A 13,667-nucleotide genomic window follows, 5' to 3' on the forward strand; every position below is an offset into this window, starting at 1 on the left:
ATTGATTTTTACTGCTTCATTTTAGTTTCTACCCAAGTATTGATGGTTCCTGAACCTCCAATCATAGATTTTGGTACCTCTACTACTACCGATAATACATTTGTACCAGCAAAAGTATCCGCCCCAGGATCGTTAAAACCGCCTGCATTTCCTGCGATGATTTCACCGTATTGAGCAAAATCCATAAAGAAAGGATCGTCTCTAGGTCCTGCAAAAAATTGCATTCCTCCTTTACTTCCAATAATAGCGCTAGATCCGTAAGGTGTTATAGACACCCCGTATTCTGAACCATCTTGTGGTAACGTACTACTTAAACCTGTTGTTGATGGACTATAGGGACCAAAAAAGTACATTTTCCCATCTCTTGGAATTGCCTGAATTACCAAGTCTTCAACTTTATCGTCATTGTTGTCAATATTGAACTCTATCAATACATTTTCATCAAAGCTCGCTGATGCTGTAGCAGATGGACTTAACAATCCTTGGATATTTGCTACAAATACAAGATTGCTTGTATTTTCTCCTTGGAAGGCGTAATAGTCTGTAATATCACTTGAACCTCCTGTTACGTTTGGAGCGTCAATGTGATCGGCTGCCAATAAAACTAGTCCTATTAATGCTAAAGCACTAGCTCCAATAATTAATTTCATTTTTTTCATGGTTGTAAATTTTAAAGTTAATTACTCATTCAACCTTACTTACGAGAAAATGATAATAGTGGTTTTCTTTTTTTTAAACTTTTTTTCACGAAAGACTGATAAGCCTTAATTTTACTAGGGTGTATGATGAATATTTTTTTATAATCTTTCTTCTACTCGCCTCATTTTTTTAAAAATGAATGTTTATTTTTGAGTACTATGGCGACTATATTAATTACAGGAGGAACTGGTTTTATTGGAAAAGAGTTAACTAAAAAGTTAACTAGCAAAGGACATGTCGTTAACATTCTTACCAGAACCCCAAAAAAGAATAACGAATTTCGTTGGAATGTTAAAGAAGGGTTTATCGATAAAGATGCTTTTAATAATGTGAGTCATATTGTTCATTTGGCTGGAGCTGGAATTGCTGATAAACGTTGGACCAATGAAAGAAAAAAAGAATTAATTGATAGCCGTGTAAAAACAGCTACTTTACTATTTAATAAAGTACAAGAATATCAAATACCTCTTAAAAAGTTTATTTCTGCTTCTGGTATTGGGTATTATGGAGCAATTACTTCTGATAAGATCTATACAGAAAAAGATAAGCCCGAAAATGATTTTATCTCTAAAATTTGTGTAAAATGGGAAGCGGCTACTCATCAATTTAAACATATTGACATTCCAGTAACAATTTTACGAACTGGTGTCGTGCTTTCAAAAAATGGTGGTGCATTGCAAAAAATGAATACCCCTTTGTTTTTATCTGCCTTAGGAAATGGTAAACAATACATGCCTTGGATTCATATTGTTGATTTATGTGAACTGTATACAAAAGCAATAGAAGACAACAGTTTTACTGGAGTTTATAACGCTGTTGCTCCTGAACATCAAACCAATGAAAATTTCACGAAGGTATTAAGTAAGGTTATCAATAAACCCGTACTTCCTATGAATGCTCCTTCGTTTATTTTAAAAGCCGCTTTAGGTGAAATGGCTTATATTTTATTAAAAGGAAGCAGGGTTTCTTCTAAGAAAACAAATAGCAGCTATAATTTTATTTTTTCAGACTTAGTAACAGCTTTAACCAATATTTATAATGGATAACAAACTTGAAAACCCTGTTTGGCATTCGTTGTGTGAAACACATGAAAAATTTGCTATTAATTATGATAACGTAAAGTTTTATAATCCTACTATTTGTCCTTTCGGTGCTTTTACAGAGGCTTCAAAAACTGCAAATGCCCTGAATGAATATGCAACGCTTACAGATAAATTCTTTTTAGTTTCTGAAACAAAAACCCCTACCTACGACAAAGACAAAATTCTTCTATATAAAAAGATTGATGGCTGCCAAATGGTACTTGAAAACTTAACAGATTTTGATATTACAGAAGAAATAATACCATTAACTGAAAAACACGTTGATGACATTTTTAATCTAGTATGGTTAGTAATGCCAGGTTATTACAGGAAAAGAACTTTTGATATGGGGAAGTATTTTGGAATTTTTAAAGACCAAAAGCTTGTTGCTGTAACCGGACAACGGATGCAAACCAATGATTTTATTGAAGTTAGCGCTGTAGTTACCCATCCTAAATACACCAGAAAAGGATTTGCTAAACAACTTTCTCAACATGTTACTAAAGAAATTTTAACCGCTGGAAAACATCCTATTTTGCATACCAACAAAGGAAACCCTGCAATACAACTTTATGAAAAATTAGGGTACAAACTCTCAAGAGATATGAATTGGTGGTTTTTCCATAAAAAATAAGAGCCCAGAAATTCCTGAGCTCTTTCTGTATATATTTATTTAGTCAATTCTGGTACTGATGTGTAAATGTAATCTCCGTGTTTCCCTGTAAAATATTTTCCAATTTGTTTTCCATACTCTTTTCTTTTAGCTTGGTCTGACCAATGCTCCTTAAAAAGTTCATCACTCTTTTTTCTCATTTTATCTAAATCTGCCATTGACTCTACTACATAAGCTCTGGTATATTCTGTTCTATCTGATCCCCAAGCATGTGTATGCTGGTAAAATCCTTTTATAAATTCATTTTTTTGAATAACATTATCTAAATATTGTTTAGATAATGCATCGTATTCTTCCATAGAGCCATCTTCTGGAAAAGCAAAATGTCCTTTTACTACTAACCAAATCATCTCTTTATTTGTTGGTTGCAAGATTTTTGCTCCACCTATAGGTACATAAATCTCATCTGAATGGTTAGGTGTGTAATACGCCTCTTTTTTCTTAAAGTACGCTTCTCTTTTATCTTTATCTGGCCAAGCTTTATTTATTAGTTCTCCACTTTTTTTATAAGCTTTATCAATAGCATCCCAAGAAGAGTATGTAGTTACAAAAACTATTTCTGTATTATCTGGTGTAAAGCGATGTAAAAACACAAATGATCTTAAGATAAATTCATTCTTCTTTACCACATTGTCTAAAAACTCTTTTTCTACAGCAATCCATTCCTCTTTATCAAAATTTTCATAGTTAAGGTTCCAGTGTCCTGTCGTGACAGTTATATACTCTGGACGTTGATTCTCTTCTTGTGAAAAGGCAGATATTGGGATAAGCATAAATAATAAAAACCCCATTAATGGCATAAGTTTAACAGTTTTCATAATAGTTAGTTTTAGTTATGATTGAAAAAATGTAATTATGGGTTTGCTTGAATAGTGTATTCTAAACTACCCCATTGCGAGAAGTATAATGAGGGTTTTACAAAATTAACAAATTACAACATATTAAAAACAAGTATTTTAACTGTTTTTAGCATACCAAAAAGCTCAGAATAAATTCTGAGCTTTTCAAATAACTTTATGAGGTATGTTTTTAACCTTTCGTAAACTTGGCTGTCATATTAGTTGTTGCGTCTTGTCCTTGAACCTTCATCGTCATATTAATTTTTGATTCTAAAGGCATGCCAGTACTTCTATCGATATCCATAGCACCGGTAATATCACCATCTGCTGCTCCTGTTATTTTTCCAGAAATATCTATTAAAACATTTTTAGAAGTAATTGATTTTACTTTATAGATAAAACTAAAATTCATTGTTCCATCATTTTTAGTTTTTGTCCAAGTATCACCTACTGCAACAGCTTCTTTAGGGTAAATTACACTCCCTGATTGTTTTGCAAAATCTTTAGCTCCTTGAATAGTACTAGGTTCAACTTTAGTTTCTATAATGTTCCCTAAATTGTCTCCTTTTGTTATAATTGTAGCAGACAACATTGGTTGCATTTTAGCCTTCATCATTTTTCCAGCTTCGTCTAATTCCTCATCTTTTTTGGTCGAATCATAGGATAAGTTCATTCCTCCTTGCTTCATATCCATCGCCATCTTAGTAATTTGTGCACTACTTTCATAGGTGTTATCAGAAACACCAGTAATATTATACTTCATTTGAATATGCATATCGTTGGTCATCATACCTATGCCTATCACTTGGCTCATATTCATATCCATAGTATATGACTGTCCTTTTTCATAGTTTAAACGAAGTAACACTTTTTCTTGTGCTGCACTTATTATGGTTACCCCTAACAAAAGTGCTATTAAAATTTTTTTCATCTTTTTTAATTTCTATTATACTTTTAAGTAGCTAATATAGGTAAAAATTAAAAGGCTTAGGTAAATACCTAAGCCTTTTAAATATTAATATTTATTTTTTAAAAATCTTGATTTATATCCCAAGATTCTAAAATTTCTTTTAATGTTTTTATAAACATACCTCCTAAGGCTCCGTTTACCACTCTATGATCGTAAGAATGCGAAACAATCATTTTATGGCGAATTCCTATAAAATCTCCTTCAGGAGTTTCAATTACTGCAGGTTTCTTAACAATAGCTCCTAAAGCTAAAATTGCAACCTGAGGTTGATTAATAATTGGAGTACCTGTAATGCTTCCAAAACTACCAACATTGGTTACAGTATAAGTTCCTCCTTGAATTTCGTCTGGTTTTAACTTATTAGCACGTGCTCTGGTTGCCAAATCGTTTACTTGTTTTGTCATCCCCACTAAATTTAACATATCAGCATTTTTAATTACTGGTACTATTAAATTTCCATCAGGTAAAGCAGCTGCCATTCCTAAATTTACATTCCCTCTCTTAATGATTTTATCACCATCAACAGAAATGTTTATCATTGGATGCTTCTTAATTGTAGAAGCTACAGCTTGCATAAATATTGGTGTAAATGTTAACTTTTCTCCCTCTCTTTGTTGGTAGGCATTTTTAACTTTATTTCTCCAATTAACTATATTCGTTACATCAATTTCAATAAACGACTGTACGTGTGCCGATGTTTGAATAGAATCAACCATATGTTTAGAGATTAATTTCCCCATACGACTCATTTCTATAATTTCATCTTGACCGCTTAATGAAACTGGCGTTGGTGTAGGTTGAGCTGCTGGCTTCTTTTCTGTTGAAGCCGGTGTTGCAACTTTAGGTTGACTTCCTCTATTTTCTAAATATGATAACATATCATTTTTAGTAACTCTTCCTTCTTTACCCGTTCCTTTTATAATTTCTAACTCTTCTACAGATATTCCTTCTGTTTGCGCAATACTCTTTACTAATGGTGAGTAAAAACGATCACTTGAGGATGTATCGATTGTAGTAGCTACCGTTTCTTTAGCTACTTCGACTGTTTTTTCTACTGCTGCAACAGTTTCTGATTTTACCTCTTCTTTCTTAGATGCATCAGTTATTGCCGCTTCTTCTCCTTCTGTTTCTATAATTGCAATAGTTTCTCCTACTTGCACAACAGCATCTTTTTCAAATAAGATTTCAACTAAGGTCCCTTCTACTTCACTAGGTACTTCACTATCTACTTTATCGGTAGCTACTTCAACAACGGTGTCATCTATATCAATAGTTTCTCCAACTTCTTTTACCCAAGAAGTTATTGTTGCTTCTGCAACACTTTCGCCCATTTTAGGCAACTTCAATTCGTATCTAGCCATAGTGTATAATTTTAAACGCTTGCGAAGTTACTAAAAAGCAACGATTTTTTCATGATTTTATCCGTTAAATATTTCTGATTTCTTCTTTTGCAATTAAATTATCCTCAATTCAACTCTGAAAAATCACAGTTAGATTATTGTTATCTCTATAATAAACAGATATTGTTACGAATAATCTAATATTAAATTAAAGTTTTGTTTGTTAACTCAAAATTCTATTTTTGAACTCTTTAACCTAATTAAAAATTGTTGAACGAAGCTATTACCAAACTTAACTTCTTATTTGACTGGAGACCTTATCAAGCAAAAGTGCTTCAAAATTTTTCAGTTCATATACAGGATGATCATTTTCATATAGTTGCACCACCTGGCTCGGGAAAAACCATTTTAGGAATAGAAATTATTAAACGAATCGGAAAAAAAACACTGATTTTAGCTCCCACTTTAACCATTAGAAATCAGTGGGAAGATCGTTTGCAAAACTTTTTTACTAGCGATTGTAATTTCACACAGCTTTCATTTGATATTAAACAACCTTCTGATATTACCTTTTCTACTTACCAGGCTTTACACAGTTTTTATAAGTCTTTTGAAACAAAAGAAACTTATTATAATTTCTTTAAAAAACATCAAATAGAAGTTTTGTTATTAGATGAAGCTCACCATTTAAAAAATGCTTGGTGGAAATGTTTATTTGACTTAAAAGAGCAACACATGCAAACGGTTGTTGCTTTAACTGCCACTCCACCCTACGATAGTGAAAACTCAGAAATTCAAAAATATTTTAAGCTTTGCGGAGAAATTGACGATGAAATTGTAGTTCCTGATTTAGTAAAAGAACACAATCTTTGTCCGCATCAAGATTTAGTTTTTCTATCCAAGCCAGAAGATCAAGAAATCAACTTTATTACCGATTTCCGATTAAAAATTGCTCAGTTTGTTACTGACATTTTAAAAGATGAAGCATTTATTTCTTTTCTAAAGCAGCATCGATTTTATGCGAAAACAAAGGAAAACTTAGAAGAGCTCTACAAGTATTCTAATTTCTTTTCTTCTATGTTAATCTTTTTACACGAAGCAGGAGAAAGGATTCCTTTTGAAAAACTGCGTGTATTAGGTTTTGATAAAGATGAAGAGATTGATTTTCCTTCAATTACAAATGAATGGGTTCAAATTTTGTTTCAACACTTATTGGTAACTGATCGTGAAAATCTTATTGAAGATGAAGTTTATTTAGATGTTTTAGAAAAAAAGCTTCGAAAACTAGCTGTTTTTAGTAACAACAAAGTTAATTTAATAGGGAGTGAACTTTTGTATAAATCACTCAGTAATAGTCCGAGTAAATTAAAAAGTATTACCGCAATTGTTCAACAAGAACAACAAAATTTACAAGACGAATTACGTTGTGTTATTTTATCGGATTATATTAGAAAAGAATACCTAAACGCTACTTTACCTGAAATAAAAGAAATAAAAAAACTAGGGGTTATTCCTATTTTTCATCATGTTAGAATAACTACTAAAAACAAAAATAGTTTAGCTGTTCTTACAGGTAGTTTGGTAATTATTCATAGTAGTAATATTGCAAAGCTTGGTTTAATTGATGCTATTGATAACTACAATTACACTCCTTTAAAATCGGATACTGAGTTTGTAATTCTTACCACTAAAAATTCATCTAAACATAGTATTGTTGAAGTCATTACTCAGCTTTTTGAACTCGGACATATCAAAGTTTTAGTGGGTACAAAATCGTTATTAGGAGAAGGTTGGGATGCTCCATCCATCAACAGTTTAATTTTGGCTTCAGTAGTGGGGTCGTTTGTTACTTCAAACCAAATGCGTGGTCGTGCAATTAGAGTAGATAGTAAAAGCCCTGATAAAGTGGGCTTGATTTGGCATTTGGCTTGTATTGATACTTCGGATGAGTTTGGAGGACGAGATTTTGAAATTCTTGCTCGTCGTTTTAACGCTTTCTTAGGCATTTCTAACAATGAAAAAGCTGTTATAACCAGCGGAATAGGACGTTTACAGCTTCCTATTAATTTTATTGATAATGATATTCAACAACAAAACAAAAAGACTTTAGAACTATCTACAAACAGAAGTTTAATTGCTCAACGATGGAAAAAAGCCACTAGTCATGGAACAGGAGTTAGTAAAGAACTTACCTTTTTTAATGAAAAGAATAAACAATATCCTAAACAGAAAAAGTTGTATTATCAAGATATTGTAAAGTATACTGTGGGTGAAATTATTGTTGGTTTATCCTTTTTTCTTCCAGAGTTTATCATTAAAAACTTTAATGTTTTATTACAAAAGGGAATTGTTTACTTCCTATTTGCTTTGTCCTCTGCCTTAGGACTAACTTTTGGTTATAAAATTTATAAGTCTGTTCAATTGTATGTATACTTCGGTTTGATTCATAAAAAGATAGCTAAAATGGCAACTGCAATTTTGGAATCTCTTCATGAGCTAAATCATTTAACAACGCTTATCAACGAAATACAAATTAATACTGAATTATTAGCTAAAGGAAATGTTTCTTGTACCATTCTCGGAGCAAACAGGTATGAAAGCACATTATTCATAAAGGCTTTGGATGAGTTGTTACAACCTATCGATAACCCTAAATATTTACTGATAAAAACGAGTTGGTTCCGCAGAAAATTAAAACTACATCATTTTTTTCCTGTTCCAGAAATTTTTGGTGTTCGTAAAAAAGAATGTCAAGTTTTTCTATCTCACTGGAACAAACATATGGGTAAATCTAAGTTGGTATATACTCGAACTATGGAGGGAAGAAAACTGTTATTAAAGGCGCGTCTTTTCCATATTCATAACGTGAATAATGAACTTACTAAGAAAAATGTTGTTTGGAAATAATAGTAAACTTACACCCAGTTTTTAGGTTTAGCCAATACCTCTAATAATTTTGCTTCTTCAGAACCTTCTTCTGGATGGTGATTGTATTTCCACTGCACTGTTGGTGGTAAACTCATTAAAATACTTTCAATACGTCCGTTCGTTTTTAAACCAAATAAGGTTCCTCTATCGTGTACCAAATTGAATTCTACATAACGACCACGACGCACTTCTTGCCAGTCTTTATGTTCTTGAGTGTACGCTATATCTTTTCTTTTTTCAACAATTGGTACATAAGAGTTTAAAAAGCTATTTCCTACTTCGGTCACAAAATCATATCGATCTTGCATCGAGAATTCTTCTGTTTCTTTTAAATAATCGAAGAACAAACCTCCTAAACCACGTGCTTCATTTCTGTGTGCATTCCAGAAATAGTTATCACAGGTTTCTTTAAATTTTGGATAAAAGTCTGGGTGATGCTTATCACAAGCTTCTTTACATACCGTGTGAAAATGTTTTGCATCTTCTTCAAATAAGTAATACGGAGTTAAATCTTGTCCACCACCAAACCATTGGGTAACAATGTTTCCATCACCATCATACATTTCAAAATAACGCCAGTTAGCGTGTACTGTAGGTACAAATGGATTCTTTGGATGGATTACTAAACTTAATCCACAAGCGAAAAAGTCTCCACTTTCCACTCCAAATTGCTTTCTTAATGCTTCAGGTAACTCGCCAAAAACTTTAGATATATTTACGCCACCCTTTTCAAAAATATTTCCATTTTCAATCACACGAGTTCTACCTCCTCCACCTTCAGCACGTTTCCACAAATCTTCTTGAAACTTAGCTTTACCGTCTATCACTTCTAATGTAGATGTTATGGTATCTTGTAATTCTTGAATGTAGGCGTAAAATTGTTCTTTCATATGTTTCTTTCTGTTGAAATGCAAAAGTACTTATTCTGGTAATTTTTTAAGCTGTATTTTCTTAATAGTTTCTGTAGTAGCTGCGGTTACTGATAATGGTAATACGAGAATTACTCCGATAACAGGGATTAATAAAAACAACATAAATACTACTCCATTTCCTATAGCTAATCCTTTATTTTCTTTTACGAAATTAATACTTTCTCTGTATTTAAAATGACGTTCAAGAGTATAGTCCATATTTCCAAAACCGGCATAATATGCTTGCATTAAAAACAATAACACAGTTGAAACAATACCAATCACAGGAATGAATCCTAATAATAAGATAGGGATTGTAAATAAAAGCTCTCTAGTTAAATTTCTAAGGTTTATTCGTATACCTCTAATTAATTGCTCTTGAAAGGAAGTTATTCTATGCGTATGGTCTTCTCCTCTAAGATGATCTTCAATTTTTTCTGAAACTGGACTCATAAAAGGCGCAGATAAAGCCATTACAATATGTTTATACAATACCAAACCTATTACCACAATAAGTAATCCGCTTATAAAAGTACTGATAACCTCAAAGGTTTCTTTTCCAAACTCCCATTTCCAGAAATTGGCTACATAATGACCAATATTATCTGAAAATGTATAGGCCATAAAACCAATAAACGTTGCTGTTAATAGGCTTATAAACATTGGAATAATAAAATACTTCCATAGCTTTAATTTTGAAATCATTCCGAAAGCACCAAAATAGGCTTGAATTCCTTTTACAATATTTTGTATCATATCTTTTTTTGTGTGAAAATAAAAAACCTCTTTCAATAAAGAAAGAGGTTACGAGTAATATTGTCTCAAATGATTTATTTTAATATTGGTGCTAAAAAATCTTCAAAATTTTTGGTATTGATTTCATTAACTTTATCCCAACCTACTTCTTTTGTTGGTGTTGCAGCTCCTCTTTTAACATTAACAAATTGTTTGTCTTTACCAATTAAATATGCTGTTGGATAGTCTAATTTGTGCACAAAACCACTGATATCTAAAAATCCTTTTTGAACTTTATCGATATCTCTTGCAGGAACTAGCTTAATTCTTTTATCCAACTTTTCAGACATTCTTTTAACCTTAGCTTCCTTATCCCAGAAAATCATAATAAACTCTAATTGATCATTATATTTTTCTACCATTTTGTTTAAGGCTGGTACATCTCCCCAACAAGGAGCCGACCAAGTAGCATTAGCTATCAACACTATTGGCTTGTTAATTTTGTCTGTACTTACCGTTTTACTGTCTATTGTCGTAAAATTATAATTTAACAAATAAGAGCCTTTAATGCACTTATCAATCAAACCTTCGGCACTTTCTTCTACACAATTGTTTACTGCAAAATTGTAATACGTTTTATTTTGTGCGAAAATAACAGTTGTTAAAAAACACATCAAAACAAAAGATAATTTCTTCATTTTTAATTATTTAAGAGGGGTTATCTGTCGGCTTTATACTCTTTTACCGCATCTATAAATGCTTTTGCATTCTCTAGCGGGATGTTTGGTAAAATTCCGTGCCCCAAGTTAACAATATATTTGTCTTTACCAAACTCATTTATCATTTGGTGTACCATCTTTTTTATTTCAGCCGGTGGAGACAACAATCTTGAAGGATCAAAATTACCTTGTAATGTAATATTTCCTCCTGTTAAATAACGTGCATTTCTAGCTGAGCATGTCCAGTCCACTCCTAAAGCTGAGGCGTTTGATTGTGCCATTTCATGTAAGGCAAACCAACACCCTTTACCAAAAGCAATTACTGGTGCATCATCTTTTAATGCTTCTATTATCTGATTGATGTACTGCCATGAAAACTCTTGATAGTCTGTTGGAGATAACATTCCTCCCCAAGAATCAAAAACTTGTACAGCATTCACACCTGCTTTTACCTTTTCTTTTAAATAAGCAATTGTGGTATCTGTAATCTTCTGAAGCAATTCGTGTGCCAAAACTGGTTGAGTGAAGCAAAATTCTTTTGCCTTATCAAAATTCTTAGACCCTTGCCCTTGTACAACATAACATAAAATTGTCCATGGAGACCCCGCAAAACCTATTAATGGTATTTCATCATTCAGTTTTTCTTTGGTTGCTTTGATAGCCTCCATTACATAGCCTAATTCTTCATGAATATCAGGTACAATTACACTATCTAATCCTTTTTTATCTCTAACAGGATTTGGCAAATAAGGTCCAAAGTTAGGTTTCATTTCCACTTCAATATTCATGGCTTGTGGAATCACTAAAATATCTGAGAATAATATAGCTGCGTCCATTCCGTACCTACGAATTGGCTGTACTGTAATTTCTGAAGCTAATTCTGGAATTCTACAACGCGTAAAGAAATCGTACTTTTCACGAATTTCCATAAACTCTGGCAAATACCTACCTGCTTGACGCATCATCCAAACTGGTGGACGGTCAACTGTTTCTCCTTTTAACGCTCTTAAAAATAAATCGTTTTTTATCATATTATAGCTGTTGCTATTAGCTATTAGCTATTAGCTTTTATTTTGTTTATTAATGATTTTTTCTTCTGAAGGTAATTTTTCTGAAAGATTACAAACTTGTTTCACAATCTCAATTCCTTCCAAATATCTAAACCTCTAAAATTTCTTATCTTTTTTACACTCTTTGTTATAACGTATTATAAGGCTAACAGCCAAAAACTAACAACTAAGAGTAACTTTTTCCATCGACTTATCAATGGCATTAGCTATCTTTTGAATATCCTTCTCTGTTAATGCTGAAGACAAGAACCAAGCTTCGAACTGACTTGGAGGTAAAAACACACCATTTCTAGTCATTTCCCAAAAGAAAGTAGCATATTTCTTCGTATCTGAAGTTTGTGCTTCTTCAAAGTTGGTTACTTTTTTATTGGTAAAGAATGGATTAATCATCGAACCAAATCGGTTAACTGTAATTTCAACTCCATGCTTTTTTGCTGACTCTAACAAGAATACTTCAATGATCTGAGCAATCTCGTTAAACTTTTCGTACGGATTTTGTTTCTTTAATTCTGTTAAAGTTGAAATTCCTGCTGCCATGGCAATTGGGTTCCCTGACAAAGTTCCTGCTTGATACATTCCTCCTAATGGTGCTACTGTTTCCATGATTTCATTACGTGCTCCATAGGCTCCTACTGGAAAACCTCCTCCAATTACTTTTCCTAAACAAGTAATGTCAGCTTCAACACCTAATACTTCTTGAGCTCCTCCAAACTTAGAACGGAAACCTGTCATTACCTCATCAATAATTAATAAAGCTCCTTTTGAGTTTACGTACTCTTTTAATTCTTTTAAGAAGTCATCTTGTGGAGTTACTACCCCCATATTTCCTGCAATAGGTTCTAAAATAACTCCTGCAATATCATCGTGCGCTTCAAAATGTGCTTTTACACTTTCTAAGTCATTATAATTTGCAATCAACGTATTTTTCACAGCTCCTTCTGGCACTCCTTTACTTCCTGGTAAACTCAAGGTAGCTAAACCTGAACCTGCAGCTACTAATAAAGCATCTTGATGACCGTGGTAGCAACCAGCAAACTTTATTATTTTATCTTTTCCTGTATACGCTCTCGCTAAACGGATTCCACTTAATACCGCCTCTGTACCAGAATTTACAAAACGAACCTTGTCCATTCCAGGGAAAGCATCACAAACAATTTTTGCTAATTTAATTTCACCTTTTGTTGATGCTCCAAAAGAATACCCATTTTTCAACGCTTTTCTAATAGCTTTTTCTACTTTTTTATGACGGTGTCCTAAAATCATTGGACCATAAGACAATACTAAATCGATGTATGAATTATTATCTACATCAGTAATCTTACTTCCTTTCGCTTTTTTTATGAATAAAGGGTTTCCTCCTACGGATGCGAATGCACGTACTGGTGAATTTACCGCTCCAACTAAGTTCTCTAATCCTTTGTTATATAATTCTTGTGATTTTTTGAATTCCATTTATTTTTCATTCATTTTAAGAAAGTCGATATAATTATCAATTACATCATCACTAACTCTCCAGTTCTTACCTTTATTTTCTCTCAAGTATATAATACCTGCCAATTCTATTATATTATCAGCTATAGCTTCGAAGTATTTATTTTTAGCAACCCAATACTCTCCTTGTATAGATATTTTAAACCCTTTATTTAGTAATAATTTATATATCGGGGCTTCTATATTTCCTGCCACAGCTGTTCTTTCCAT

Annotated in this window: 13 protein-coding genes; 3 read left to right on the forward strand and 10 right to left on the reverse strand. The window is 32.5% G+C overall.

Annotation, left to right across the window (positions count from 1 at the left end; translation table 11 throughout):
• Positions 1-8 precede the first annotated feature (8 nt).
• Complete coding sequence (locus V1T75_RS08625; protein WP_330488146.1) at positions 9-659, reverse strand: DUF4331 family protein; 651 nt, start codon at positions 657-659, stop codon at positions 9-11.
• A gap of 198 nt (positions 660-857) precedes the next feature.
• Between V1T75_RS08625 and V1T75_RS08630 the strand changes: the two genes are divergently transcribed.
• The gene (locus V1T75_RS08630; RefSeq protein WP_330488147.1) at positions 858-1,745 is read left to right on the forward strand and encodes a TIGR01777 family oxidoreductase; all 888 of its coding nucleotides are present in this window, start codon (positions 858-860) and stop codon (positions 1,743-1,745) included.
• On the forward strand, positions 1,738-2,415 hold the full coding sequence (locus V1T75_RS08635; protein WP_330488148.1) for a GNAT family N-acetyltransferase: 678 nt from the start codon (positions 1,738-1,740) through the stop codon (positions 2,413-2,415). Before V1T75_RS08630 ends, V1T75_RS08635 begins: the two co-directional genes overlap by 8 nt.
• A 35-nt stretch (positions 2,416-2,450) precedes the next feature.
• Here the strand turns inward: V1T75_RS08635 and V1T75_RS08640 are convergent, their stop codons facing one another.
• The 3 genes from V1T75_RS08640 to V1T75_RS08650 form a co-directional block, all read right to left on the reverse strand.
• A complete protein-coding gene (locus tag V1T75_RS08640) occupies positions 2,451-3,272 on the reverse strand; it encodes a hypothetical protein (RefSeq protein ID WP_330488149.1) in 822 nt (273 codons plus the stop codon).
• A 211-nt stretch (positions 3,273-3,483) separates the two neighbouring features.
• Positions 3,484-4,224 carry a DUF6263 family protein gene (locus tag V1T75_RS08645; RefSeq protein ID WP_330488150.1) on the reverse strand — a complete coding sequence of 247 codons (741 nt, stop codon included), beginning with the start codon at positions 4,222-4,224 and terminating at the stop codon, positions 3,484-3,486.
• 98 nt (positions 4,225-4,322) lie between these two features.
• Complete coding sequence (locus tag V1T75_RS08650) at positions 4,323-5,624, reverse strand: dihydrolipoamide acetyltransferase family protein (protein WP_330488151.1); 1,302 nt, start codon at positions 5,622-5,624, stop codon at positions 4,323-4,325.
• Positions 5,625-5,873: 249 nt separating this feature from the next.
• On the opposite strand from V1T75_RS08650, the gene V1T75_RS08655 reads away from it, so the two are divergent.
• Entirely contained in the window at positions 5,874-8,510 is a 2,637-nt protein-coding gene (locus V1T75_RS08655) for a DEAD/DEAH box helicase family protein (RefSeq protein WP_330488152.1), read from the forward strand.
• 8 nt (positions 8,511-8,518) lie between these two features.
• Here the strand turns inward: V1T75_RS08655 and hemF are convergent, their stop codons facing one another.
• The 6 genes from hemF to V1T75_RS08685 all read right to left on the reverse strand — a co-directional run bounded on the left by hemF (position 8,519) and on the right by V1T75_RS08685 (position 13,667).
• A complete protein-coding gene (gene hemF, locus V1T75_RS08660) occupies positions 8,519-9,421 on the reverse strand; it encodes an oxygen-dependent coproporphyrinogen oxidase (RefSeq protein ID WP_330488153.1) in 903 nt (300 codons plus the stop codon).
• 30 nt (positions 9,422-9,451) lie between these two features.
• Complete coding sequence (locus tag V1T75_RS08665) at positions 9,452-10,198, reverse strand: EI24 domain-containing protein (protein ID WP_330488154.1); 747 nt, start codon at positions 10,196-10,198, stop codon at positions 9,452-9,454.
• Between the two features lie 74 nt (positions 10,199-10,272).
• The gene (locus V1T75_RS08670) at positions 10,273-10,875 is read right to left on the reverse strand and encodes a TlpA family protein disulfide reductase (protein WP_330488155.1); all 603 of its coding nucleotides are present in this window, start codon (positions 10,873-10,875) and stop codon (positions 10,273-10,275) included.
• 20 nt (positions 10,876-10,895) lie between these two features.
• The gene (gene hemE / locus V1T75_RS08675; protein ID WP_330488156.1) at positions 10,896-11,927 is read right to left on the reverse strand and encodes a uroporphyrinogen decarboxylase; all 1,032 of its coding nucleotides are present in this window, start codon (positions 11,925-11,927) and stop codon (positions 10,896-10,898) included.
• A gap of 198 nt (positions 11,928-12,125) precedes the next feature.
• Positions 12,126-13,418 (reverse strand): glutamate-1-semialdehyde 2,1-aminomutase, encoded by a 1,293-nt coding sequence (gene hemL / locus V1T75_RS08680; protein ID WP_330488157.1) that lies wholly within the window; start codon positions 13,416-13,418, stop codon positions 12,126-12,128.
• Positions 13,419-13,667, reverse strand: coding sequence for a hypothetical protein (locus V1T75_RS08685; protein ID WP_330488158.1), 249 nt, complete (start codon positions 13,665-13,667; stop codon positions 13,419-13,421).

This window comes from Tenacibaculum sp. FZY0031, assembly GCF_036350695.1.
GTDB lineage: Bacteria > Bacteroidota > Bacteroidia > Flavobacteriales > Flavobacteriaceae > Polaribacter.

Excerpts from the sequence above, each read along its gene's own strand:
- V1T75_RS08645 (WP_330488150.1), bottom strand. The coding sequence starts at position 4,224 with ATGAAAAAAATTTTAATAGCACTTTTGTTAGGGGTAACCATAATAAGT.
- V1T75_RS08635 (WP_330488148.1), top strand. The coding sequence starts at position 1,738 with ATGGATAACAAACTTGAAAACCCTGTTTGGCATTCGTTGTGTGAAACA.
- hemF (WP_330488153.1), bottom strand. The coding sequence starts at position 9,421 with ATGAAAGAACAATTTTACGCCTACATTCAAGAATTACAAGATACCATA.
- V1T75_RS08670 (WP_330488155.1), bottom strand. The coding sequence starts at position 10,875 with ATGAAGAAATTATCTTTTGTTTTGATGTGTTTTTTAACAACTGTTATT.
- V1T75_RS08650 (WP_330488151.1), bottom strand. The coding sequence starts at position 5,624 with ATGGCTAGATACGAATTGAAGTTGCCTAAAATGGGCGAAAGTGTTGCA.
- V1T75_RS08665 (WP_330488154.1), bottom strand. The coding sequence starts at position 10,198 with ATGATACAAAATATTGTAAAAGGAATTCAAGCCTATTTTGGTGCTTTC.
- hemE (WP_330488156.1), bottom strand. The coding sequence starts at position 11,927 with ATGATAAAAAACGATTTATTTTTAAGAGCGTTAAAAGGAGAAACAGTT.
- V1T75_RS08640 (WP_330488149.1), bottom strand. The coding sequence starts at position 3,272 with ATGAAAACTGTTAAACTTATGCCATTAATGGGGTTTTTATTATTTATG.
- V1T75_RS08625 (WP_330488146.1), bottom strand. The coding sequence starts at position 659 with ATGAAAAAAATGAAATTAATTATTGGAGCTAGTGCTTTAGCATTAATA.
- V1T75_RS08630 (WP_330488147.1), top strand. The coding sequence starts at position 858 with ATGGCGACTATATTAATTACAGGAGGAACTGGTTTTATTGGAAAAGAG.
- V1T75_RS08685 (WP_330488158.1), bottom strand. The coding sequence starts at position 13,667 with ATGGAAAGAACAGCTGTGGCAGGAAATATAGAAGCCCCGATATATAAA.
- hemL (WP_330488157.1), bottom strand. The coding sequence starts at position 13,418 with ATGGAATTCAAAAAATCACAAGAATTATATAACAAAGGATTAGAGAAC.